A 25,786-nucleotide genomic window follows, 5' to 3' on the forward strand; every position below is an offset into this window, starting at 1 on the left:
CTGATGGTTGGTGGAAATCAGTAGGCGCACATTTTGAACTCATCCATGAGTCACTCCCTGAAAGTTTTACAGTAAGGGATGTCGGTTTCCTCCGTTAATAGGATAGACAGTGATGGCTGTCGATAAGTGGATTTGTCTCATAGGCAGATCAATTAGAGTGGTACCGCGAGTATAACCTCGTCTCTATATTTCGATATAGAGGCGGGGTTTTTTGTTGTTATTTTTTATAAAAAAGGAGTGCATAGAGATGAGTAGAAAAATTTGGGTATTTGATACGACATTACGCGATGGAGAACAGGTGCCAGGGGCTAAATTGAATCTATATGAAAAAGTGGAGATTGCGCAACAACTCAAAAAGCTTGGTGTCGATATTATCGAAGCGGGATTTCCTGCTTCGTCTCAAGGAGATTTCGATGCGGTGAAAGCTGTCGCTGAGAGGGTAGGTAATACAAACGATATCATGATCACTGCACTGGCACGCGCAGTCCAAGCAGACATCGATTCAGTATATAACGCAGTAAAGTACGCAGAAAATCCGATGATTCATATGGTGCTGGGAACTTCAGATATTCATGTGGAGAAAAAGTTCAATAAATCAAAAGATCAGATCCTTCAAATAGGTGTCGATGCAGTAAAGTATGCAAAGACATTAATGCCTCAAGTACAGTATTCAACAGAAGATGCTTCACGCTCAGAATTTGAGTACTTGTGGCATACAATTGAATCTGTCATGAAAGCTGGCGCCACGATGATCAACGTACCTGATACAGTTGGCTTTGCGGAGCCGGAAGAATTTGGGGCGTTAATTTACAAATTAAATGATCGCATGAAAAACCTGAATCCAGATGTACTATTAAGCGTCCACTGTCACAATGACTTGGGGATGGCGACTGCCAATACTTTAGCGGCGGTGAAGAACGGCGCAGATAAAGTAGAGTGTACAATTAACGGAATTGGGGAACGAGCAGGAAATGCGGCACTTGAAGAAGTAGTAATGGCATTGAAAACAAGAAGCTCCATTTATAATGTCAATACACAAATCAACACGAAAGAGATTATGAATACATCACGTCTAGTATCTAGCTTCATGGGATTGGATGTGCAAGTGAATAAGGCGATTACAGGAGACAATGCTTTTGCCCATTCGTCCGGAATACACCAGGACGGATTATTGAAATCCCGTGATGCGTATGAAATTGTTCATCCAGAAGATGTAGGACTGGATGATATGGAACTGATTTTAACAGCGCGGTCAGGACGCCATGCGGTGAAAAATGCACTTGAAAAGCTTGGATTTACTCATATGAAACCTGAAGAATTTGAAGGGGTTTTTGAAGGGTTCTTACTGTTGGCAGATATGAAAAAGGAAGTATATGATCATGATTTGTATATCATTGTAGAAAATTATTACGAAAAACATGATCAAGACAATGTAACAAATTACAGCGATCATTTCTTTGAATTTGAAGATCTGCAAGTTGTCAGTAACTCAAGTTTCCCATCAGCGAGCGTTAAGATTCGCAAAGGTGAAGAAGTCTTTAAATCGAGTGCTGTTGGAACAGGTCCGATTGATGCGCTATATTCCGCCATTGCAGAAATTACGAATATTCAAGTGAAATTGATTGGATACGATATTAGCAGTGTATCACGGGGCAAAGATGCGCTAGGAAAAGTGAAAATTACCATTTCGCATGAAGGAGAAAACTATATCGCAAAAGCAGCAGACACGGATATTTTGAAAGCGAGTGCACTAGCTTATATAAACGCGATTAATAGTGTCATTGTAGCTGGAATAAAAGAAACGACTATGAAAACGCATATTGTAAGTATTTAATTCAATATGAAAAGGCAACTATCCGCGGATAGTTGCCTTTTCTCATGCGTAAATATGAAACAAGTATTCCTGTCCATTCTTTACAGGATCCTGCGCAAATTTATAACCGTGAGCGATCGCTTCTTCCGGTACGTTGCGGAAAGAGCCAGGGCAATCAGTGATGACTTGTAGTAACTCGCCGTTATTCATACCGTCAAGTGTTTCTAAAGTGTAAATTACAGGATAGGGACACGACTCGCCACGCAAGTCGAGTGTAAAGTCCGCTTCTAATTCAGTTTGCATGTACATTCATTCCTCTCTTTATTGTTAACTTACGATGGTAGCGTTTTTCTCCATACACCGTTAATGCATAGAGTCCACCAAGCATGAGCAGCGTAACAGAAATTGCGCCAATTGGGCCTAATGTATCGAGTAAATTGATTTTTGCACCGCTCTTGACCAATACATTATAGACACCAAGGTGATCCCAAGCATAGGCAAGGAATGTTGCCCCGATAATATTGCCCGCAAATACTGGCAAGAACAGTAACTGTCCTTCCATCAAGCGATACATCATACCGGTTTCACAGCCTGACGCCATGACAATGCCAAGTCCGAATAATATGCCACCGACAAATGTGCTAAGTGCTGCAATTTGTGTAATTGGCGTTAAGTCATAGATGGAAATGACAATGATCGTCAAAATGGAACTGACGGCCATACCTATAATAATTGCTTTTGCCATAATGCTACGTCCGACGAGAAATAAATCGCGGAATGCAGAAGTGAAACAAATTTGTCCCCGTTCAATCAAAATACCAAAGGCCAGGCCGAAAAGCGCACCAAGGCCAAGCAGTTTTTGTCCGGATGCAAAGAAGTATATAGTGAGTCCGATGTAGAGGACTGCGATTGTTCCACCGACATACGGTTGGATTACCCGCTTTTTAAGTTGTGTCGGCTTTGCGTTCCCGCGAATCAAGGAAGGCTTGCCTTTCCACCAGCGTGTTTTCGTCAGTTTGGCTCCGAAGAAAGTACCGATGCCTGTTGCCATTATGAAGATCCATGAGTGAAAAGAGAATTGAGGAACGCCTGTAAAGAATGCAGCTAGATTACAGCCGAGTGCCAAGCGTGCACCGAATCCTGCAATAATTCCACCAACTAATCCTTGTACATAACGACGTTTCTGCTGCGGCAATCGGATTTTGAAACTATTGCTAAGCAACACCATAATGAGTGCGCCCGCGAACATTCCCCAGACAATCCAGCCATCTGGTCGGTTCCATGTCGCTCCCTGCAGATGTACCATGTCGAAATATTGCCAGCCTGAGATATCGACTCCAAATAATAATAAGAGGTCGCCTCCCAGTCTTGTAAATTCACCAGTTACTGCCCAAACGGTCGAAGTTAAGCCGAAATATACTGCACTAAGAATACCAGCTATCAATAAGACGAGATAAGGGTTCCAATAGCGTTGGAAAATAGGTTGAATCATTTTTTTCATTGGATCGTTGCCCCTTATAAAAGTTCTTTTTCTAGTGTATTCCTAATTGTACAGAAATCAAGTAATAATATACTAGTATCAAATAAAAAATACGATTACCAGCTTCTATAAAGTGAAGTGGTAATCGTATTTTTTATTTATCGATAACTTTCAAGACCTTGCGGATATCCGCGCGCTCTTCAGGTCGAGGCACATGTTTTGGGTAACCAATCATCAAGGTTCCAACAATTTTCTCATCTGATTTCACATCAATTGCGTCCTTAAATACAGGATCATGCGTCCAGTCGTTCGTACGCCAGATCATGCCGATACCACGTTCCCATGCTGCTAACTGGAAGTTCTGTATCATTGCAGAAACCGCAGCGTAATCTTCATCCCAACGCTTTTTACGTGAATCTTCGGGCATGATGACAACTAAATGCAATGGTATAGTGCGGAAGTAGGCCGCTTTGTTTTTTGCTTTATCTGTCACTTCTCCATCTCTCTTCTGAGAAGTTAGGAATGCTTCTATAAATTTCTCTTTGCCTTCATCCGCATATAATTGGAATCGCCAAGGTTCTGTCAGTTTATGATTGGGTGCCCATTTAGCTACATTCAGTAATTCGATGATCTCGTCTATATCGACTGGGTCAGCACTAAACTTCTTGATCGAGCGTCTACCCATGATCGACTTTTCTACGTCATTCTTTGCTTCATAGCTCATAATTGAAAACTCCTTTTCAATAGATAAAATCCCGCTAAATGAAAATCATTATCATCTACTATACTACCATAAAAAACCCCGCAAGAGCAAAGTAAGCTCTTACGGGGTAATGGTCATCTTATTTCAAGTAATAAATAGGGGAACCAGGTCCAAGATCTATTCCTAGTAACATCCATACGATCAACGTGAGACTCCAGAACAGCAAGAAGAACATGGAATAAGGGAACATAACGGAAACGAGCGTACCGATACCCATTTTCTTATCATACTTTTGCGCAAACGCGATGATGATCGCAAAATACGTCATGAGCGGTGAAATGATATTCGTTGAAGAATCCGCCACACGATACGCCATTTGCGTCAATTCAGGAGAATAACCAAGTTGCATCATAATCGGTACGAAGACTGGCGCCATCATGGCCCACTTCGCGGATGCACTGCCGATAAATAAGTTGATGAACGCCGCAATGACGATGAACATCAGTAATAGGGGTATTCCTTTTAAATTAATACTGTCAAGGAAGTTTGCGCCGTAGACTCCTAATACCAAGCCCATATTCGACTCAGAGAAGAATGCAACGAACTGACTCGCTGTAAACGACAGAACAATGAACATACCCATAGCAGCCATCGTCGTAGACATCATAGCTGCGACATCTTTATCATTGCGAATTTCTTTCGTTACTTTACCGTAGACGAGACCCGGTACGAAGAACATGAACGCGATGATCGGCACAAGCGATTTCATGAACGGCGATTTGATGATTGGCATATCCGCTTCATCCCCACGCAATGGAGCACCTGGGAAAGCGACAAGAAGTGCAACGAGTATTCCTGCCACTACAACAGAAACACCAGCCAAAATCAAACCTTTCTTTTCTAGACGAGTTAGTTTTTCAACTTTCTCACGGAATTCACCAGTATATTCACCAAGACGTGGCTCCACAATCTTTTCCGTAACCCACGCACCGACGAATGTCAGAACGATAACGGAAAATGCGATGAAGTAATAGTTCATGGCAATGTTCATACCTTCTGCGTACTCGGGATTGATGATCGCTGCAGACATAATGGTTAATTCACCAAGCAATGCATCGGTACCGGAAAGAAGTAAGTTTGCACTGAACCCACCCGAAACTCCGGCAAATGCTGCGGCTAGACCTGCAAGGGGGTGTCTTCCAAGCGCCGCGAACAATACAGCACCTAGTGGCGGCAAAACAACGTATCCTGCGTCAGAAGCAACACTAGACATTACCCCTGCAAACACTAGTCCGAGGGTGATTAAACGTTTTGGTACGGACATGACAAAGCCGCGAAGCAATGCACTGATCAAGCCCGATCCTTCTGCAACCCCGATACCAAGCATCGTAATCAATACGACACCAAGTGGAGCAAAACCGATGAAGTTATCGGTCATATTCGTAATGATATAGTGTATACCCTCACTGCTAAGGAGATTATGTACTTCAATCATTTCGCCTTCTTTACCTGGATGCTCTGCGCTAACACCGAAGTACGAAACGATTGCGGAGATGACGATTACTAGTAAAGCCAAAAGGGCAAACAATGTAACCGGATGCGGCAAGCGGTTGCCGGTCTTTTCGATCATATCCAAAAACTTCTGGAAAAATCCTTTTTTCTGCGTATTCATGATGATCTCCTTTCGCTTAAAGAATGCTATTCTAACTATCACGAAAAAGTATTAATTTTTCAGACAAAGTCAAGTATATAAGAGAATTGCATTTAGTTAAATGCTTTATTGAAATAATTAAATTGGAAGATTGTTGCGAGTCTTGGGAGAAGGGTGAATAATAAAAAAACGAGAAAAAACCCACCTATAATTAGATGGGTAGAAAGGTATTGTGAACCCTTTTGGTTTACGTTAGAACTCGAAATATTTGAATCGTTATCGTTAGGTCTACAACTTACTTTGGACGTCTCTCTTTAAAACCACGTTTGAAAATCTCTTGTACATTATTGATTGTAACGTAAGCATCCTCGTCCACACTCTCCAAAATCCGTCGTAGCTGTACGATTTCCCCTTGGTTAATGATAATGTATAAAATTGCTTGTTTCTCAAGCGTATAACCGCCACGACCTTCAAGAATGGTGACCCCTCTACCCATCGTAGTGAGCAATTCCTTGCGAATGTCTTCCTGGTGTTTTGAAATAATCATTACAGCTTTTCGATCATCTGCACCGTCTACGATCTTATCAATTACTTTTGCCCCTACATATACCGCTACAAGTGTGAACATTGCCTTTTCTTTACCAATAACAAAAGCAGACAATAAAATGACAGTAATGTCGATAACTAGGACCGCTTTTCCTACACTCCAACCTAGCCACTGCTGAAGCATGCGGGCAACTGTAGTGCCACCTCCAGAAGTTCCACCGACACGGAAAATCAACCCAAGGCCGCCACCTACAAATAAACCAGCGAATAAAGCAGCAAGTAAAGTATCATGGCCCAACTGTTCTCCCCAGTTCTTTGTCAGTTCAAGGAAAATAGACATGAAAATGATTGTGATGACAGTATAAATAATTGTTCGTTTGCTGAAGAACCTATACCCAATCGCAACGAGCACCAAGTTAAGTATGAAACTGACAACGCCAGGTGACCATTCAAATAAATAGTATGTAATGATCGTAATCCCGATGACGCCACCTTCAGATAGCATATTCGGAATCGCAAAATAGTTAATTCCAATTGCGAAGATGAATGATCCTACAATCAAAGCGGCGTAATCCAGTAGTCTTCGTTGCATTCAATCACCCTTCTTTCGAAAAAAGCGACATACTATAGTATGCCACTTTTGTACTTTTATAGATTTTCAACTGTAAAGGTACTATACCTATCGTTCAACCTATTAAAACTTGTAAATTACCAAACACGGGTTGATACTCTTAGTGGTCAGTCAGCATCAATGAAAATTCCTTTAATAACAGGTACACCCTCATCATCTTTGCCGTCATACGTTCCGTAAACGGAAACGTCGAAACCTTCCAGAATATCCGTGCGATCTCCTAGTCGGATATCTTTCACGTATATAGTTTCATCTGCATCGCTTTCTACAGAATAAACTTCTTCTTCATCAACTGCTGTTACCTTTCCAAGAAACTTTACTTTGGAATTGACAGGTACTTCATCGTTAGCGAACGCGGCATACTCTCGTTCGACTGTATCTTCTTTAAGACCTTCTTCTACACCGTCACTTGTCTGTTCTGTCGGTGCTGTTTCTTCGGTTGGTTCGGTAGATTCAACCGCTTCTTTCGGTTCGTCATTACTACAAGCCGCGAGAAAAGCAGCAGTTATCATCAGCATAAATAGTTTTTTCAAGTAAAATCGCCTCCATTAGTAATCATAAGGAACTTTTGCGCAAAAGAAAACCTTTGTCTTCAATTGGAGTCATAAAAAGTTTGTGGGAATAGACTATAACAATCGGGTAAACGTAAATAGAAAGGATGGGGGAGTGAACAAGCTATTTACAAAATCAACTTTCGCGCTGATAGTATTAGTTGTGATTTGGGGTGTAAGTTGGCCCATTTATAAACTATCAATCGTTTATGCTCCGCCGTTATTATTCTCAGGAATGCGTGCTCTGCTTGGCGGTAGTCTGATCATATTACTGATGTTCAAGCTACGTGACAGATTACAATGGCGTCAGCATTGGCGAAAGTACAGTATTTCAGCTTTGTTCAACACCGTCCTATTCTTTGGTTTGCATACGATAGGCCTACACTATTTACCAGGGGGGTTATTCTCGGTACTCGTATATTTTCAGCCGGTTCTTCTTGGTTTATTTGCGTGGATGTGGTTGGGTGAGACTATGACACCAATTAAGGTAACAGGATTATTGATTGGGTTCATCGGCATTATAGTAGTTAGCGCAGAACATTTTACAGCCCAGCTTTCCATACTAGGCGTGGTATTGGGCGTGCTGACGGCATTCTTTTGGGCACTGGGCGTTGTGTATGTCAAGAAAGTCAGTGAGGAAGTCGATGCATATTGGATGGTCGCGATGCAATTTACTATAGGTGGCGTAGTCCTGCTTGTACTTGGTTCCCTGACAGAGAGTTGGTCTGCGATTGAGTGGGAATCGATGTATCTATTCGGCCTCGGATTTGGTGCGACGATGGGAATCCCAGTAGCTTACATCATTTATTACTCTCTCATTCGTGCTGGAGAGGCAAGTAAGATAGCAGTGTTTACCTTTTTAGTTCCAGTCATTTCAGTGTTCATCAGCACCGTATTTGTCGGTGAAGCGATGACACATACGCTATGGGTTGGCTTGTTGCTCGTCGTTCTCAGTATCTGTTTCGTTAATTATAGTAAGAACGAACCTGTTATACTGCTACATACAGAAAACGAGGAGTGATGGATATGAACGCAGAAGAATGGATTGAATATTTACAGTTGGAACCTCATCCTGAAGGAGGGTTTTATAGATCGACGTATCGGTCGGATCTAAATGCGAATTGTGCGCAAGGTGAGCGACCTATGTATACGAGTATTTATTTTCTTCTTCGTTCAGAAGATGTATCTCATTTTCATCGCCTGCAGTCGTGTGAAATCTGGTATTTTCATGGGGGCAGCTCATTAGCGGTACATATGATTACGCCTCAATGGCTGTATGAAGAGGTATCAGTGGGTCTTGATCTACACAAAGGGGAAATGCCACAATTTATCGTGCCGATAGATACAATCTTTGGTTCATCGGTGAAAGAGCCTAATACGTTTGCGCTAGTTAGTTGTATAGTATCGCCAGGGTTTGATTTTGCAGATTTTGAGTTGTTTTAGCGGCATGATTTATTGAAGAAGTTTCCTGAATACGAAGAGATCATTAAAAAACTTACGTAAAAACGATCAGAAGGATTATGCTTCTGATCGTTTTATTTTAACTATTTTTAAATTACTGAAATTATAGTTTTTCAATTGCCTCTGTAATTGGTGTGGACCCACCGATTACCTGAAACTCCTTGCCTATTGTGGAGTCGTTTTCTAGACAAGCGAGGATAACTTCTGCGATATCATCACGTGGTACTTCTTTAGGCTCGACAGTAGTTGCGGCTTTTACTTTGCCTGTTCCCTTGTCGTTTGTTAAAGCGCCTGGATGAATCATTGTATAGTCAAGGTCAGTCGAGCGTAACCATTCATCTGCATAGTGTTTTGCGACAACGTACGGAGCAAATGATTCCGGTGCTTCCTGGATCGCTTTACGTGTTGTGTCATATGAACTAATCATGATGAAGCGTTTTACATCGGCTTTCTGCGCTGCTTGTATAGTTTTAATAGCGCCGTCAAGGTCGATCATCATAGTTTTATCTGGTCCTGTTTTTGGACCAGAACCTGCTGTGAAGACGATCGCATCTACACCGTCTGCTGCTTTTACGATATTGTCCACTTCGCCTTCAAGATCTACAAGCACGGTTTCCGCACCGATTTTCTCAAAATGTTCTGCTTGCTCTTGCTTACGGATCATGGCTTTTGCTTTCAGTGTATCGCTGTCTTGAATCAATGAAACTAACTGTTTTCCGATCTGACCGTTTGCACCTACAACTAAAACTTTCATGTATTTTCATCCTTTCGATATATAAATATAATAAATGTACCTTCTTACAGTACCCGTAATATCCAAGTCCAAAACTGTACAATGTTTTTCTGGTTGCTATAATACGTGTACGATTACTTATTTATTAGGAGCAGAATGATGAATGTAAAATTAATGTGGCGCCAAATATATCAATCGGAAGCGGCTAGAATTGCCTTTATTGCAATCTTGACAGCTCTGACCGGCGAGTTGAAAGTGATGCCGTTTGACGACGAGATGTTCCGTTTTGCGCTGGGCGGTATAGTATTCTTTTTATTAATACTTATTTATCCACCTGTCTCTATTTTGCGCACGGGATTTGTTACAGCAGTTACGGTAGTAATATTTCGTGTGATGAAGGAACTATGGCTTGGTGCTGATTTGCTTGAGAGTTTACAAATGCATGTACCTGTCTTTTTGTTTTACTTTATCGTGGCGGTAGGCTGGCATTTTGTCGGTCTTGAAAAGTATAAATCTTTACCACTTCGACTAGGTGCCTTAGCTTTCGTATTTGAAGTAGTGAGCAACACATCAGAGCATGCACTGCGTAACTGGTGGTTACATAGTTCACTGCTTACTGGTAAGGAGTGGGGGATTCTAGTGGGGGTCGCATTATTGCGAAGTTTCTTCACGGTGGGATTATATAGTTCAGTGGCAATATCAAAAGAGAAGCAGCGTGTAGAGGAGATGCTTGGGGTAGGTTCGGAGTTATATGCGGAAGCATTGTATTTACAAAAGTCCATGAACCATATAGAACAAATCACTGCATCGAGTCATGATTTATATCGCAAGCTCAAAAAAGAGAATCAACCCGAACTTAGCACCCAAGCGTTACACATTGCGCAGGAGATCCATGAAGTGAAAAAGGATTCTCAGCGAATTTTGGCAGGGTTATCAAAGTGGACAACACGGCAACAAGTAGAAGTGTTTTACCTGTCTGATTTACTCGATATGGTTGTCACTGCGAATGAAAAGTACAGTGAAATGATCGGTAAGAAATGCACGTTGGAAACAGTAATTGATGGGGACCTTCAAACAAGCCAACATGTCCCTATGCTAGCTATATTGAATAATTTGACAGCGAATGCTGTAGAGGCCATAGATGAAAAAGGTCAAGTACTCATTACTGTCGAAACCGATGAAGAGTGGGTGCGCTTTAGTGTATGTGACACAGGAAAAGGAATTCCTTTTGAACATGAAGACATCATATTTGAACCAGGGTATACAACGAAATTTACAGATCAAGGAACAGCAGCAACAGGTATCGGATTATCGCATGTCTGTGCAATTATCGAAAAAATGCAAGGTGCAATTGTGGTAAAGCGTCTCGATCAAGGACTGAATGTACTAGTGGAAATCCCTATGAAATCCATTATGGAGGAGATAGAAGCATGAGATATTTTATCGTAGATGACGACAAAGCAAGCCGTGTGATGCTGAAAAATATTTTGGCAGAGCAAGAAGGAATTGTGATTGGTGAGGCGGAAAGTGGCGTGAAAGCCATTCCTCAAATTCTATCCTTGGTACCAGACGTCGTATTGATCGATTTATTGATGCCTGAACTTGACGGGATCGAAACAATTCAACAGTTGAAAACACAAGGCTATAGTGGACAATTTATTATGCTGAGCCAAGTAGTGAACAAAGAAATGGTTGGCGAAGCCTATGAAGTTGGTGTCGAATTCTTCATACATAAGCCAATCAATCAAATAGAAGTGCAAAGCATCGTGCGACGTACAGCGGAACAGTTACGTCTGAAAAACTCCTTATTAACGATTCGGGAATCGCTGGCACAATTCGGTTCTGTTGAACAACCTACAGCACAGCAATCAGTGAAAGATGTTGTTCTAAAGAAGCTACATGATATGGGAATCTTCAGTGATAGCGCGAGTCGCGACATCGTAGCCATCATGGAAGTCTTGAACGAGCAGCGAGCTATTCAATTACCGCCTCTAAAGGAACTATATGAAGCTGCGTTGACAAAGTTGGGTGTGCCAGATGGAGACATCTCCAAAGAAAGTAAGGCGATGGAGCAAAGAATCCGACGTTCCATCCTTACGGCGATGGAACATTTAGCATCACTTGGCGCGGTAGATTATACAATCGATGAATTCGAATACTATGCCCCACGCTTCTTTGATTTCCAAGAGATTAGTCTGAGAATGAAACAGATTCAAGAAGAAAACTTTGAAGTCAGGCCAGTTAAAGTGAACAGTAAGAAGTTTCTGCATGTGTTATATATGGAAACAATAGAAGGACGAAAATAGTTTTTGTAGGATGTTGTAGAATTTTGTAGGGCCCCCGTAAGATATGAATAAGTTACTGAAGGAAAGCGTTTTCAGAGAACATCTAAGGGGGATTATCGATGAAAAAGATATTTAAATTGTCTTTGGCTTACCAAATATTAATTGGATTGGTTTTAGGTATTGCAGTCGGTGCAATCTTCTATGGTAATCCTAATGTAGAGAGATACTTACAGCCAATCGGCACGATGTTCATCAATATGATTAAAATGATTGTGGTACCTATTATTATTTCCACGCTAGTAATCGGCGTAGCAGGTACTGGTGATATTAAGAAATTAGGTAAACTTGGCGGTAAAACGCTTTTATATTTTGAAATTGTAACAACGATTGCGATTATTGTGGGTCTTATGTCAGCAAATATTTTCAAGCCAGGTGAAGGCATCGATATGTCTTCTCTTGAAAAAGGTGACATCTCGCAATATGTAGAAACGACAGAAGAAGTTCAAAATGGTGGCTTCATGGATGTGCTAGTCGGCATCGTACCAAGTAATATTGTAGACTCGATGGCAAATGGCGATATGTTGCCAATCATTTTCTTCTCTGTGTTATTCGGATTAGGTGTAGCGGCAATCGGGGAGCGCGGCAAACCGGTGCTGGATGTTTTCCAAGGGGTCGCAGACGCAATGTTCTGGGTAACGAATATGATCATGAAGTTTGCACCGTTCGGCGTATTCGCGTTAATTGGTGTAACGGTATCTAAATTCGGTTTGGAATCACTCATTCCGATGGGTAAATTAATGGTTCTTGTATATGCAACGATGATATTCTTCATCATCGTCGTGTTAGGCGGGATCGCGAAGATGGTCGGCGTGAACATCTTCCACTTAATGAAAATCCTAAAGGATGAGTTAATTCTAGCATTTTCTACATCCAGTTCAGAAACAGTGTTACCGAAAGTAATGGAGAAAATGCAAAAGTTCGGTTGTCCAAAAGACATCGTATCTTTCGTAGTACCGACTGGCTATTCGTTTAATCTAGACGGATCTACACTTTATCAGGCATTGGCGGCAATGTTTATTGCACAAATGTATGGAATCCAGTTAAGCATTACGGAACAAATTACATTGGTGTTAGTTCTGATGATTACGTCTAAAGGAATTGCGGGCGTCCCTGGTGTTTCATTCGTCGTGTTACTTGCAACGCTCGGAACAGTGGGCATTCCGCTTGAAGGATTGGCGTTCATCGCGGGTATCGACCGTTTGCTAGATATGGCACGTACAGTAGTAAACGTAGTCGGAAACGCACTTGCAACAGTAGTAATGTCGAAGTGGGAAGGTCGCTTTGGTGAGGATACTGAGAAGGTAGAACGCGAACCACAATTTGTCTTTGCAGAAGAGAAGTTAGTTTAATGGAAGGCTGTCCTCGTGAGTGAGGACAGTTTTTTTGTGGAGTTTATGATGTCGGGCAGGCATTGTGACGGCATTCAATTGTAGGAATGCTTGATTTGTTATATGATTAACAGTATGGAATAACAAGAGTGCGGTTTTTACTAAGGAGGAAATGAAGTAATGAGCAATCAGCAAAATGATTTTACGAAATGGTATATCGATACAATCCAGAAAGCGGATTTAATGGATTATACACCAGTGCGTGGATGTATCGCGTTTAAACCGGACGGCTATGAAATCTGGGAGCATATTCAGGATGAAATGAATCGTCGTTTTAAAGAGACGGGTCACCGTAACGCTTATTTCCCTATGCTAATTCCAGAGTCATTTTTCGAAAAAGAAAAAGATCATATCGAAGGATTTTCTCCAGAATTGCCATGGGTAACAGAAGCCGCGGGCGAGAAATTGGAAGAACGTTTGGCGCTACGTCCAACGTCTGAAACGATGATTGGTCATTTGTATTCTGACTGGATTAAAAGCTATCGTGACCTTCCTGTACTGATCAACCAGTGGGCAAACGTATTCCGCTGGGAGAAAAAGACGCTACCATTCATTCGTACGTCTGAATTCTTGTGGCAAGAAGGACATACTGCACACGTAGATGAAGAAGAAGCGCGTCATGAAACGATGCAAATGCTGGAAATCTACAAAGAAGTTGTTGAAGAATTACTTGCGATTCCGGTATATGATGGTCAGAAAACACCATCTGAGCGTTTTGCGGGTGCAATTGATACATTCTCGATTGAAGCGATGATGAAAGATGGTAAGGCAGTACAAGCCGGAACTTCACATTATCTCGGCACAAAATTTGCAGAAGCATTTGATATCAAATACTTAACTAAAGAAAACAAGCACCAGTTCGTGCATACAACATCTTGGGGTACGTCAACACGCTTGATCGGCTCTGTTATCATGGTCCATGGTGACGAGCAAGGTCTTGTATTGCCTCCACGCGTTGCACCGACGCAAGTTGTGCTGATCCCAGTTGGTCCTTGGAAGAAGAATCCGGCAATCATGGAAAAGCTGGATGAAATCTACGCTGAATTGAAGTCTAAAGGTATTCGTGTACGTCTTGATGATTCAGACCAATCTCCAGGCTTTAAGTTTAACGAGTATGAATTAAAAGGTGTTCCGGTACGTCTAGAACTTGGACCACGTGATCTTGAAAATGATCAAGCATTAATGAAAGCGCGTGACGGTGGCGAGAAAGTGGCTGTTAGTCTGGCTGAAGCTGTCGCGAGCATTGAGCAAGAACTACAGACGATGCAAAAGCGTTTGCTTGAAAATGCGCGTACGTTCCGTGATGAGAATTCTCATACGAACATCGATACGCTCGATGAGTTAAAGAAGCATATTGAAGATAGTGCAACTAACGAAGAGATCCCTGGTTGGATTCTTGCAGGTTGGTGTGGCGATGATGCATGTGAAGAGCATGTGAAAGATGAGACGAAGTTTACGACACGTAATATTCCGTTCGATCCACCAGCAGAGAAGTCCACTTGTATTAATTGTGGAAATGAGTCGAAGCATACCGTTTGGTTTGCACGTTCTTACTAATAGAGAAATCAAAAGCTGTCCCACGAAGTTTTCGTGGGACAGCTTTTTTCAGTGATGTTTAGTTGGAATGCTGTAAGAGATGACTTTGTGAGTGCGATGGGATGGAAGATTCCACTCCCATCCTACTTTTATAATGTAGGGACTGAGAACACTTATTGCCGATAGAGTGTGGATTATGACTGTGTTTTGGATTTATTTAAGTTCAATTATAGAAGTTTAAGATCGATCACAATCTTAACTTTAAAGCACAACAAAAAGTGTTACCCACTCGCACTGCAAGGGATTGGAGCGTAGGAAGGGCGACTCCCAGAGGATCAGCTCGACAGGCGAGACAACCAAGGGAGCACCGCGACTGGTTGGCTCACCGCGAGCCCTCTAGGAAAGCGTCCCTTCCGTAGCGCAAATCACCACCCCAACACAAATGTCAGCCTTTTTTGATGTTAGTCGTCCAACTTTAACCCTTTCAACGCATCTGCGAATGGATTGTTTATCGGCTCGTCTTCGTCGTTCTTCTTCAAATACTTCTGCACATCGCGCTTGTTTACTTTGCCTTTTGATGCTTTCTCACGCCGTTCTTTGAATACCGAGAGCTTTTCGCGGTAGCCGCATTTGCATGTGAAGATCTGGCCATCGCCTTCACCACGAAGCTCCATCTTCTTCTTACACTGTGGACAGCGTGCGTTCGTGACGCGTGAGACGTTTTTACGATGGCCGCACTCACGATCTTGACAGACAAGCATTTTGCCGTGTTTGCCGTTTACTTCTAGCATCGGCTTGCCACAGTCAGGACATGATTTTGTTGAGATATTATCATGCTTGAACTTCGCTTCACTAGCTTTAATCTCCGATACAATCTCTTTCGTATAGCCTTTCATCTCATTGATGAAAGCTTTCTTTTTCAGCTGACCTTTGGCAATTTTCTCTAGTTTTAGTTCCCATTCAGCCGTTAGTAAAGGAGATTTTAGTTCATCTGGTACTAATTCGAGTAATTGTTTCCCTTTATTGGTTACGTGAATATCTTTACCACGCTTTTCAATTAGGAAAGAGTTGAATAATTTCTCGATAATGTCCGCACGTGTTGCGACCGTTCCGAGTCCGCCTGTAGATTTCAATGTGTCTGCGAGTTTCTTATCCTGTGTGCCCATATATTTCGTCGGATTTTCCATGGCGGATAAAAGAGTTGCCTCATTGAAACGAGCGGGAGGCTTTGTTTGACCGGATGTTTCTTTAATAAGTTTGATGTCGAGCTTATCACCTGCTGTTAGTTTAGGAAGCAATTGCTCTTTTGCATCTTGTTCGATTTCATCTTCATCAAATTGGTTGTCATAGACTTCTTTCCAACCCGCGACTAGAATGGTTTTTCCGCGCGCTGTGAATTTCTCGTCTGCTATTTTTGCATGAACTGTCAGCTGTTCGTATTCATGCGCAGGGAATAAGACAGCCAGGAATCGTTTGACGACTAAGTCATAGATTTTTCGTTCACGGTCCGATAGTTTGTCTCGCAAGACGATTTCTTCAGTCGGAATAATTGCGTGGTGATCAGATACTTTGCTGTCATCAACAAATGATTTGTTCACTTTGATCGGCTTCTTTAATATCTTGTTTGCAAGTGACCGGTATTCTCCTATGCCGACGGTCTTCAAGCGTTCAGGAAGCGTTGCAACGAGATCGCTTGAGAGGAAACGAGAATCCGTTCGTGGATAGGTCAGTATTTTATGTTGCTCATATAATTTTTGCATGATATTCAATGTGTCTTTTGCTGAGTAGCCAAACATTTTATTGGCATCTCGCTGTAATTCCGTCAGATCGTAAAGGCCTGGGGAGAATGTTTTTTTGGCTTTCTTTTCGACATTTTCAATAATTGCAGCTTTGCCGTCCGCTTTTTTGACGATAGCCGACAGTTTATCCCGATCGAATGAACGCGTATCACCCGTTTTGGAATCTGCCCATGTCAATTTCAAGTTAGAATCGGATTGAGCCTCAATACCGTAGAATGTTTTTGGACGGAACGTATTAATTTCATCTTCGCGCTGCGCGATGATTGCGACGACAGGCGTCTGGACGCGACCGCAGTTGAGTTGTGCATTGAATTTTGTAGTCAGGGCACGCGTAGCGTTCAGCCCGATGTACCAGTCAGCTTCAGAGCGTGCGACGGCTGCTTCGAATAGATTTTCGTAGTCTTTGCCAGGTTTTAAGTTGGCGAAACCGTCTTTAATTGCTTTGTCCGTGACGGAGGAAATCCATAGACGTTTTACTGGTTTATTGACCTTTGCCTTTTCGATAATCCAGCGTGCAACGAGTTCTCCTTCGCGTCCTGCATCTGTTCCAATAATAATATCAGAAACGTCAGGGCGTACAAGCTGCGACTTCACGGCATTGTATTGTCGGCTCGTTTGTTTGATGACCGTCAGTTTTAAATCCTCGGGCATCATAGGTAGATCATCAAGTTTCCATGTTTTATACTTTGTATCGTAGTTTTCAGGATCAGCGAGCGTCACTAAGTGTCCGAGTGCCCATGTCACGATATATTTATCGCCTTCCAAATAGCCGTTCCCTTTTTTATTGCAGTTCAGCACACGGGCAATATCCCGTGCAACAGATGGCTTTTCCGCCAGTACTACACTTTTTTTCATATGATAAACTCCTTTTTTATATACATATCGAAGAGCTCCTCCAAGCGAATAAGGTATTGGAAAACCTTATGCTATCTGAAGGAGCTAGTAGTAAAAAGTGTAAACTAGTACTTGAGTTTCGTCAATTAAGCTATATTTGATCGTCGGGAATCAATGAGGAGAATGATAGACTTATTTCAATCCCGATTCTCTTATAAGTTAAAAAACGCGACTGAGCACATACTTTTTTTGTATACTAGGCATACTACTATAGAAACGAGGGATTTCCATGTCAGAATTAAAAGATCGTTTAATGGCCGATATCCGAACTGCAATGAAGGAAAAAGACACAATGAAGAAAGGTGTCATTAATTTACTGCGCGCAGGTCTACAAAATGAATCGATTGAATTAAAGCGCGAACTGACGAAAGAAGAAGAAATCAAAATCGTTCAGCGTGAGCTTAAGCAAACAAAACAATCGCTTGATGAAGGTCTAAAAGCTAATCGTGAAGATATCGTGGAAGCAGAAAAAGCGAAAATTGCAATTGTGGAATCTTATTTGCCGAAACAGATGAATGTGGAAGAAGTAAAAGAGTTAATTGCTTCATTAGGTATTTCAAAAGAAGCGTCAATGGGTCAGACAATTGGTGTTGTAATGAAGGAAGTGGCGGGACGTGCGGAAGGAAAGACCGTATCGCAGGCCGTGAAAGAGTATTTGCAAAACTGAATTATGGATAAAGAGCCGGTTGACATAAGTTACTTGTCGACCGGCTTTTTCGCGTTTGTAAATGAAGCGCGTAATATATATACTACATCGTATTCTTTTAATTCATCCAAGTAATCATCTTTTTGTTCGTAGAAATCACTGGACAATGCACTAGTCGGTGATCCTGCCGTCGTGGAAGTATAAATGAGACCTGCCAACAACATGTTATCTGAAAGTGGCAATCCTTCTTGCGGATTTGTGTTGAACAGTGACGCCATGTCCTTTAACTCTTCCAACTCTTCCTGATTACTGACACTTGCGGAACCTTTTGCATCACTTACACTCGCGGAGAATAATAGTTCCTGTTCGAGTGTTTGTGTGACTGTCATGATGATACTACCTTTCGTAGATTCGCCAGGCAAAGGAGTTTTTAACTCGCTTATAGGCTCAGCCACTAATTTTCCTTTTTCGTACTTTTCCACCCAAAGAGAAACGTCCGTATACGTCTGATCTGCTGTGTAATCGAACACAAACGCTGTGTTTGTTGCTGTTTCAAGTATTTGTTTTTCACGATCTGTAAGTTCAGGTATCGTCAATTTATTCGTGTCGGTTGCAGCACATGCACTGAGAACTAATAGGCAGCTTAAAATCATTATACTTGTCCATTTTTTCATCGCCTAGGCCTCCTTCTCTATATAATTCATTATAGCATTTTACCGTACTGCCCGTAATAGTTACGTGTTTTTATAGCTTTTAATATAAATGTGTCCAAATTTATCGAATAAGTAATACTTGAATATAAAAGACATAAAAGTTCGGATGGATATTATGGAATTGAAATGACTGTTACATCATATGTAATATAGTGTTTCCAAGGTTTTATCCATTTTAATTTTGAGAAAACGCCACAAATTCAAAGGATGAATTGAATGGATTTATTAGATGTTTTATTATAATTTAAAATAAAAAAGATATTTATTTTATAGACCAATCTTTACTATTTAATAAAACATGATAATGTTGAAAGAGAACAGCCTGCTTGCTTGCTAATAGAAAAGTAGGTAAATGATAAAATGGAGTGGTAATTTTGTTAAAAAGTGCTATGATGGAAAAACAAAAACAACAAGATGGAATTATGCAAATTCCTGAATGGTGGACTTGTCCAGAAGGGCATGAAGAATTACAAAAAGCTGCACATGCGTTAGGCAAGAAAGAATTGCTGCCGCGTGCACTTATTTCTGATCAAGAGAGAAGTTATCCACGTGAAAGTTTACGTGAAGTTGCGAAGTCTGGTTATTCGGCTGTTACCATCCCGGTTGAAGCGGGTGGTCTGAAAGACGGATTCACAGCATTTGCAGTACTTTCCGAAAGCTTTGCGCATTATTGCCCATCTACGACGATGTGCTGGGTTATGCATATGACTACAGCACATACGATCTATGAAGCGGGAACAGAAGAACAGCGTCAGCGTCTATTACCACGCTTGCGTGAAGGACAAATCGGTGGCCTAGCGTTTAGTGAACGAGCGACAGGGGGTCACTTCTGGAATATCGGTAGTAAAGCGATACGAAATGAAAATGGTTACTTGCTGGACGCTGAAAAGTCATTCGTCACAAGTGGTGGAGAAGCAGACTTTTATTTAGTTGCAACGACATCTCCTGAAACGGATAATCCGGATAATTTAATGTTTTTATTGGTCGAAAATGATCAGCCGGGAGTTGAAGCATTCCCGTTCGATGCAATGGGATTACGCGGAAACGCAAGTGGTCCGATGAACTTTAAAGATGTGCAAGTAGCTCTTGAAAACCGTATTGGTGGCGAAGGTGGCATGGGTTATTTCAACGATAACACAATCGACCCTCTTTTCTTACTAGGTTCAGCAGCTTGTTGGGTTGGTATTGCACAAGGCGCTTTGAATATGGCTACAGACGGTGCTAAACGCAGAGTCCACGCAGATACAGGATCATCTGTTACAGATTATCAAGTGATTCGTCATGAGTTGGCGAAGGCGCAGATTAAAGTAGATAGCGCACGTAGTATGTTGTATCGTACAGCAGAAGCGCTAGATCGTTGCAATACGGAAGGCAAAGAGTTATCCGAGTGTTTGTACCCGTTATGGCAGTTGAAGACGCATGCGGCAGACATGGTAATTGATGTTACCAATATGGCGTTGCAAGTGTCAGGTGGCCGCGGTTATATGACAGGCCAAGTGGAAAAGTTCGTGCGTGACGGGCGTGCTGGTGCAATCATGGGACCAACAAACGAAGTGCTGCGCGAATGGATCGGTCGTACAATGATAGAAGTTCCTTGGATGGATTAATTAAATCAAAAAAAACAGTCACCGTAGATTTTTATCTGCTGGTGACTGTTTTTTATTTAGGCGTAGAAGTGAAAGGCAAGTAGGTAGCGTTTCACCTTTCACTTTTGATTCTTTCTATCTTCACTTCAACAAACCTTGTTCTTTCAAGAATGCTTCTGCTACTTCGTCAGCTTTCGCACCTTCAGAGTTCACTTGGTAGTTCATCTCGCGCATTTCATCGTCTGTTACGATTCCTGCAAGACTGTTTAACGCATCTTCGAGTTCAGGATACTTCTTCAGCGTATCTTTTCGAAGTAGCGGTGCGCCTTGGTATGGCGGGAATAGTTCTTTATCATCTTCGAGCACCGTCATATCATATTCCCGAAGTTCGCTGTCAGTCGAGTAGGCATCCATCAAGTTGATTTCGCCTGCTTCGATTGCTTGATAGCGTAGTTTCGGTTCCATTGTTTTAATGGAGGAAAACGTTATGCCGTAAAGCTTTTGAATTCCAAGATAGCCATCTTCACGATCGTTAAACTCCAGTGTAAATCCTGCTTTTACTGCATTTTCCACAGAAGCTAGATCGGACATCGTTTTTAGCCCGTACTCTTCTTGGAATGCTTTGGAAACAGCGAGAGTATAGGTGTTATTGAACGACATCGGTGTCATAAGTGTCATATCAAACTGTTCATCAAGTCCTTTTCGTGCTTGCTCATATACTTCATCGCGGTCATTGCTGACGGCTTCTTCTTTCAAGAACTCCGATATAGCAGTGCCTGTAAATTCAGGATACAAATCAATGCTTCCTGACTTCAACGCATTAAATACAAATGAAGTTTTGCCGAGCCCTGGCTTTAATTCGACAGATAAATCTGTTTGGTCTTCGATCAACAACTTGTACATATTAATAAGAATTTCAGGTTCTGCACCAAGTTTTGCTCCTATCACTAATTCGTCCTTCTTGCTGCCTCCTATGAATGGTGCGGCAATCATCAAGACGGCGGCAATCACAAAAATTGTAAATGCCGTAATGGCTTTTTTGAATGAAAGACCTTCAAATATCTTCAATACGAAATCAAAGAACAATGCGAGTAATGCGGCTGGTATTGCACCTAGTATGATTAACGAAGGATTATTCCGATCAATTCCGAGTAATATTAAATCTCCGAGTCCACCTGCACCAATCAATGCTGCAAGTGTCGCAGTTCCGATGATGAGCACCATCGATGTACGGATACCCGCCATAATGATCGGCATGGCTAGTGGTAATTCGACTTTCATTAATCGTTTTCGCGTGTTCATGCCCATTGCGGTAGCAGCTTCGCGAAGGGAAGGGTCGACTTCTTTAATACCGGTATACGTATTGCGTAAAATAGGCAGCAATGCATAAACTACTAGCGCAATGATGGCCGGCACTTTTCCGATGCCGAATAGTGGGATCAATAACCCTAGAAGTGCCAGTGAAGGTATCGTCTGCATCACAGCACTCACTCCGATGACAGATTCCGCTATTTTTCGCCGATTGGTTAAATAAATCCCCAATGGCACAGCGATCAGCACAGCAATGAGTAAGGAAATTAATGAAATCTGAATATGTTCAATGAGTGCTTCAAGTAATTGTCCACGACGGTCTTGGAAAACATCAAGGAAATTATTCATTGGATGCTCCTCCCTTCACCGCTTGTTCAGCCAAGAAACGAAGAATACCTTCTCGGGTAACCATTCCAATCACTTGTCCATCCTGTTGGATCGCCACTTGATCTTCCGAAGCCAAAAACTGAAGCAATGGGCCCCATTCGGAATTAATTGGAATTGCAAAGGATAGTGACAGATCTGTTGGAATATCTTCTATATGGTCCCTGATAGAAAATGTTTGTGCAGCAGCGGAAGCTGTAAATTCACGTACGAACGGTGAAGCAGGTTGAATGAGAATTTTCTGAGGTGTATCTACCTGTTCGATTTTTCCTTCGTTCATGATGCAGACACGATCCCCTAGTTTAAACGCTTCCTGTAAATCATGCGTTACGAATACAATGGTCTTTTGGATTCTGCGCTGTAATTCAAGCAAATCATCCTGTAGCTTCAAACGGCTGATTGGATCTAATGCGCTGAATGGCTCATCCATCAATAGAATCTCGGGATCTGCAGCAAGTGCACGCACCACACCCACCCGTTGTTGTTGACCACCGGACAGTTCATTCGGTTTACGCTTCCTATAAACATCGGGATCGAGACCAACCATTTCAAGTAATTCAGTTACACGTTCACGGACTTTCTTTTTCTTCCAACCGACGAGTTCGGGTACAACTGCAATATTTTCTTCAATCGTCATATGAGGGAATAAAGCGATTTGCTGTAGCACATAGCCTATTTGCCAGCGCAGCTCATGGATTGGGTAGTCGCTAATCCTCTTATCGTCAAGCCAAATTGTTCCTTTTGTAAGTGGGATGAGCCTGTTGATCATCTTGAGTGTTGTGGTTTTTCCGCAACCACTGGGTCCGACCAAAACAAGAAACTCTCCCCGTTTAATTTCTAGATTCACTGAATTCACGACTAAATGCGACATATCATAACTCTTTGAGACTTCTTCAAAACGAATCATTAACATCCCTCCTTTGTTGTTATAATTTTCACATATCACCAGAAAAATAGAAAGTTATATCACTTTAAACAGAATAATAAAAGTTGTGAAGTGTAATATGCTGTTCATTCTCCGTTCATCTTCACAAGATACGATATAAGTATAAAGAAAAATACGGAGGCGCTCGATATGAAAATCGCGTGGAAAGAAATGAAGAAAAGTAAAGCAAAGTTCTTGATTCTAGGATCCATCATATTCTTAGTCAGTTTTTTGACATTTATTATTTCAGGATTAGCGAATGGATTATCACAGGACAACGCGGCGTTGATCAAAGATTTACCGCAAGGGCAGTTTTATTTGGATAAGGATGCAGACAGTACGTATAATCTTTCAAAAATAGATGCAGAAGTACAGAAACAAATTCTCATCGATCAACCCGATGCAACTGCATTTTCGGTTCAGATGGGCTTTGTCAATGATTCGGAAGACAAACAGCATAGTGTTGCGTTCGTTGCATCTACCGGCTCGCAGCTGTTTGAAAACGTCAAAGAAGGCGAGATTGTACTGGATAGTACATTGAAAGAAGAGGGCATTAAAGTTGGGGATGTCTTAACAAATAATCAATTTAGCGGTGAATTCGTCGTCAAAGGGTTCGTTGACCAGCAAAAATATAGTCACGCACCTGTCGCATTCATCGACATGACTAACTATCAAGAAATCTATCGTGTAATGGAAATGCAGACGATTTTCATTCCAGGCAAAGATACATCAACACTAAGTGCACTAGATTCATTCTCTAATAAAGAATTTCTGAATGCCATTCCAAGTTACAGTGCGGAACAGATGTCGTTGAATATGATTGTTTGGTTCCTTGTAATCATCAGCGGTATGTTGTTTGCGATTTTCTTCTATATGATGAACGTGCAAAAAATTGGTTTGTACGGAATATTAAAAGCAATCGGCATGAAGACTATGTCATTATTTAAGATGATTTGGTATCAAATGCTTGTGATTACAGCTATTTCACTCGTGCTTTCCATTGCGCTCAGCCAAGCATTTAGCTTTATTGCCCCTGATGGCATGCCATTCCATTTAACAATGGATACCGTATTGATGCTGTCCGCAGTATTTATGGTAGTCGGTTTTATAGGAGCAACAATTTCTGGATTCCAAGTGAAAAGAATCGAACCGCTACAAGCGATTCAACAAGGAGAGATGTAATATGTCTACCTTTACAATTGACGAAGTGAAAAAAACATTTTCTAACGGTGAAATTGAAGAAGTAGTATTAAAGGGTGTAAATTTATCGTTAAAAGAAGGAGAGATCACAGCGTTGGTCGGCCCTTCAGGTTCTGGTAAATCTACCATTCTGACGATTGCAGCTGGATTGCAGAAAGCTTCCGGTGGTGAGATTTTATTCGAAGGAAAAGACATGACTAAAATGAGCCAAGAAGAAATTCGTCATATACGTGCGACAGACTTTGGATTTGTTTTTCAGTCTTCTCACCTAGTTCCGTTCCTAACCGTAGAAGAGCAATTAGAGTTGATGCTCGATGTATCGGAAACGAAAATGAGTAAAAAAGAGCAGACTACAGCCATAGCAGATATTTTAAAGTTAGTCGATATGGAACACCGTAAAGATGCGTATCCTTCTTCGTTATCTGGGGGAGAACGTCAGCGTGTGGCAATTGCGCGTGCAATCATTCATCGTCCTAAAATCTTATTTGCGGATGAACCAACAGCAAGTCTTGATACTAAACGCTCAAAAAGTGTCATGGAATTACTGCAGGAATTAACGCGTACACTGAATTTAACGACGCTGATGGTGACGCATGATGAAGAAATGCTTCCTTACGCAGATCGTATTATTACGATGCGTGACGGCTATATCGTGGAATGAATGTGCAAGTGACTTGGCAACATATGTCCTATCAAAAAAATGCCGCGATCAAATTAAAGATGGAACGATCAACTGGGACGAAGTATTAGCGAAACCTGAAAAGAAACAAGCTCTTCAACGCGTCTGTCACATAAAGTGGCAGGCGTTTTTTTCTGTGGTAAACTAGTGGAATATAGAACAGAAAAGGGGAAGATATCCATGCAATCACCATTTACATTTGTACACACTGCACCGACGAATGTCTCAGGAAAAATGCCTGCACTATTTTTACTTCATGGAATGGGGAGTCATGAAGAAGACTTGCCGCAGTTAGTCAAAGACTTTAAAGAAACACATCATATTTTCAGTTTAAGAGGACCCGTCGTACATGCACCAGGCTATGCATTCTTCACGATTGAAGAAGAGGGCAGACCAGAACGGAATGTATTTGATAAAGTATTAGTTTATATTCAATCATTTATTCGCGAAGCCATCCAGGAGTACGATCTTGATCCAGAACGTTTAACAGTCGTTGGTTTTAGCCAAGGAGCCGTGTTAGCACAAGCACTTGGATTAACTCTGATCCCATCACTTCGTGGCGTAGTAGCCCTTAGCGGGTATGTACCCGATTTCGTAAAAAATGAATATGCTATACAATCAGTAGAAAATCAGCAAATATTCATTTCTCATGGCGACTTTGATTATGTAATTCCTTCCCAATCAGGAGTCGAAAGCAAGGAATATTTCGAATCACTCGGTGCGGATGTAACATTCAAGACCTATCAAGACGGACATGGAGTTACACCCGAAAATCAACGAGACTTGGTGACGTTTATTCAGTCACTATAAG

The 25,786-nt window shown here is 41.6% G+C and carries 22 protein-coding genes, 1 pseudogene and 1 other annotated feature (1 of these 24 cut by a window edge); of the genes and pseudogenes, 12 read left to right on the forward strand and 11 right to left on the reverse strand.

The features are described 5' to 3' along the window. Positions 1-188, forward strand: a binding site (T-box leader); it begins 51 nt to the left of the window's first position. A gap of 59 nt (positions 189-247) precedes the next feature. Further along, complete coding sequence (locus SporoP32a_RS10440; protein ID WP_085427822.1) at positions 248-1,834, forward strand: 2-isopropylmalate synthase; 1,587 nt, start codon at positions 248-250, stop codon at positions 1,832-1,834. Between the two features lie 42 nt (positions 1,835-1,876). Here SporoP32a_RS10440 and yedF read toward each other — a convergent pair whose 3' ends face one another. From yedF to SporoP32a_RS10470, 6 genes are all read right to left on the reverse strand, one after another. Next, on the reverse strand, positions 1,877-2,116 hold the full coding sequence (yedF, locus tag SporoP32a_RS10445) for a sulfurtransferase-like selenium metabolism protein YedF (protein ID WP_085429047.1): 240 nt from the start codon (positions 2,114-2,116) through the stop codon (positions 1,877-1,879). Next, positions 2,106-3,314: a selenium metabolism membrane protein YedE/FdhT gene (gene yedE, locus SporoP32a_RS10450; protein ID WP_085427823.1), complete on the reverse strand. Its 1,209-nt coding sequence runs from the start codon at positions 3,312-3,314 to the stop codon at positions 2,106-2,108. The genes yedF and yedE overlap by 11 nt, the downstream gene beginning before the upstream one ends. Positions 3,315-3,447: 133 nt before the next feature. Then, a complete protein-coding gene (locus SporoP32a_RS10455; RefSeq protein WP_085427824.1) occupies positions 3,448-4,017 on the reverse strand; it encodes a nitroreductase family protein in 570 nt (189 codons plus the stop codon). A 118-nt stretch (positions 4,018-4,135) separates the two neighbouring features. Continuing rightward, on the reverse strand, positions 4,136-5,668 hold the full coding sequence (locus SporoP32a_RS10460; protein WP_085427825.1) for an AbgT family transporter: 1,533 nt from the start codon (positions 5,666-5,668) through the stop codon (positions 4,136-4,138). A gap of 274 nt (positions 5,669-5,942) precedes the next feature. After that, a complete protein-coding gene (locus SporoP32a_RS10465) occupies positions 5,943-6,785 on the reverse strand; it encodes a YitT family protein (protein WP_085427826.1) in 843 nt (280 codons plus the stop codon). 146 nt (positions 6,786-6,931) lie between these two features. Further along, positions 6,932-7,357, reverse strand: coding sequence for a hypothetical protein (locus tag SporoP32a_RS10470; protein ID WP_085427827.1), 426 nt, complete (start codon positions 7,355-7,357; stop codon positions 6,932-6,934). Positions 7,358-7,490: 133 nt separating this feature from the next. Between SporoP32a_RS10470 and SporoP32a_RS10475 the strand changes: the two genes are divergently transcribed. Further along, on the forward strand, positions 7,491-8,396 hold the full coding sequence (locus SporoP32a_RS10475) for a DMT family transporter (protein ID WP_085429048.1): 906 nt from the start codon (positions 7,491-7,493) through the stop codon (positions 8,394-8,396). Beyond that, positions 8,396-8,815, forward strand: a pseudogene (locus SporoP32a_RS10480) (cupin domain-containing protein); the annotation flags it as partial. The gene SporoP32a_RS10475 and the pseudogene SporoP32a_RS10480, both read left to right, overlap by 1 nt. Before the next feature lie 124 nt (positions 8,816-8,939). Here the strand turns inward: SporoP32a_RS10480 and SporoP32a_RS10485 are convergent. Beyond that, complete coding sequence (locus tag SporoP32a_RS10485; RefSeq protein ID WP_085427829.1) at positions 8,940-9,590, reverse strand: SDR family oxidoreductase; 651 nt, start codon at positions 9,588-9,590, stop codon at positions 8,940-8,942. A gap of 135 nt (positions 9,591-9,725) precedes the next feature. Between SporoP32a_RS10485 and SporoP32a_RS10490 the strand changes: the two genes are divergently transcribed. The 4 genes from SporoP32a_RS10490 (at position 9,726) to proS (ending at position 14,859) form a co-directional block, all read left to right on the forward strand. Continuing rightward, positions 9,726-11,003 (forward strand): sensor histidine kinase, encoded by a 1,278-nt coding sequence (locus SporoP32a_RS10490; protein WP_085427830.1) that lies wholly within the window; start codon positions 9,726-9,728, stop codon positions 11,001-11,003. Beyond that, entirely contained in the window at positions 11,000-11,875 is an 876-nt protein-coding gene (locus SporoP32a_RS10495; RefSeq protein WP_085427831.1) for a response regulator, read from the forward strand. The genes SporoP32a_RS10490 and SporoP32a_RS10495 overlap by 4 nt, the downstream gene beginning before the upstream one ends. Positions 11,876-11,973: 98 nt before the next feature. Next, on the forward strand, positions 11,974-13,263 hold the full coding sequence (locus SporoP32a_RS10500) for a cation:dicarboxylate symporter family transporter (protein ID WP_085427832.1): 1,290 nt from the start codon (positions 11,974-11,976) through the stop codon (positions 13,261-13,263). Between the two features lie 159 nt (positions 13,264-13,422). Further along, positions 13,423-14,859, forward strand: coding sequence for a proline--tRNA ligase (gene proS / locus SporoP32a_RS10505; RefSeq protein ID WP_085427833.1), 1,437 nt, complete (start codon positions 13,423-13,425; stop codon positions 14,857-14,859). A 440-nt stretch (positions 14,860-15,299) separates the two neighbouring features. Here the strand turns inward: proS and SporoP32a_RS10510 are convergent, their stop codons facing one another. Next, entirely contained in the window at positions 15,300-17,492 is a 2,193-nt protein-coding gene (locus tag SporoP32a_RS10510; RefSeq protein WP_085427834.1) for a DNA topoisomerase III, read from the reverse strand. Positions 17,493-17,760: 268 nt separating this feature from the next. Between SporoP32a_RS10510 and SporoP32a_RS10515 the strand changes: the two genes are divergently transcribed. Further along, entirely contained in the window at positions 17,761-18,198 is a 438-nt protein-coding gene (locus SporoP32a_RS10515; RefSeq protein ID WP_085427835.1) for a GatB/YqeY domain-containing protein, read from the forward strand. Between the two features lie 29 nt (positions 18,199-18,227). On the opposite strand, the gene SporoP32a_RS10520 is transcribed toward SporoP32a_RS10515, so the two are convergent. Further along, on the reverse strand, positions 18,228-18,851 hold the full coding sequence (locus SporoP32a_RS10520; RefSeq protein ID WP_085427836.1) for a hypothetical protein: 624 nt from the start codon (positions 18,849-18,851) through the stop codon (positions 18,228-18,230). A gap of 428 nt (positions 18,852-19,279) precedes the next feature. On the opposite strand from SporoP32a_RS10520, the gene SporoP32a_RS10525 reads away from it, so the two are divergent. Beyond that, entirely contained in the window at positions 19,280-20,497 is a 1,218-nt protein-coding gene (locus tag SporoP32a_RS10525; protein WP_232319512.1) for an acyl-CoA dehydrogenase family protein, read from the forward strand. Positions 20,498-20,617: 120 nt separating this feature from the next. Here SporoP32a_RS10525 and SporoP32a_RS10530 read toward each other — a convergent pair whose 3' ends face one another. Then, positions 20,618-22,135: an ABC transporter permease/substrate-binding protein gene (locus SporoP32a_RS10530; RefSeq protein WP_085427837.1), complete on the reverse strand. Its 1,518-nt coding sequence runs from the start codon at positions 22,133-22,135 to the stop codon at positions 20,618-20,620. After that, entirely contained in the window at positions 22,128-23,078 is a 951-nt protein-coding gene (locus SporoP32a_RS10535; RefSeq protein WP_085427838.1) for an ABC transporter ATP-binding protein, read from the reverse strand. The genes SporoP32a_RS10530 and SporoP32a_RS10535 overlap by 8 nt, the downstream gene beginning before the upstream one ends. A gap of 168 nt (positions 23,079-23,246) precedes the next feature. On the opposite strand from SporoP32a_RS10535, the gene SporoP32a_RS10540 reads away from it, so the two are divergent. The 3 genes from SporoP32a_RS10540 to SporoP32a_RS10550 all read left to right on the forward strand — a co-directional run bounded on the left by SporoP32a_RS10540 (position 23,247) and on the right by SporoP32a_RS10550 (position 25,785). Then, positions 23,247-24,278, forward strand: coding sequence for an ABC transporter permease (locus SporoP32a_RS10540; protein WP_085427839.1), 1,032 nt, complete (start codon positions 23,247-23,249; stop codon positions 24,276-24,278). 1 nt (position 24,279) lies between these two features. Next, positions 24,280-24,957 (forward strand): ABC transporter ATP-binding protein, encoded by a 678-nt coding sequence (locus SporoP32a_RS10545; RefSeq protein WP_085427840.1) that lies wholly within the window; start codon positions 24,280-24,282, stop codon positions 24,955-24,957. 198 nt (positions 24,958-25,155) lie between these two features. Beyond that, on the forward strand, positions 25,156-25,785 hold the full coding sequence (locus tag SporoP32a_RS10550; RefSeq protein ID WP_085427841.1) for an alpha/beta hydrolase: 630 nt from the start codon (positions 25,156-25,158) through the stop codon (positions 25,783-25,785). Position 25,786 lies beyond the last annotated feature (1 nt).

The organism is Sporosarcina ureae (genome assembly GCF_002109325.1).
Lineage (GTDB): Bacteria > Bacillota > Bacilli > Bacillales_A > Planococcaceae > Sporosarcina > Sporosarcina ureae_C.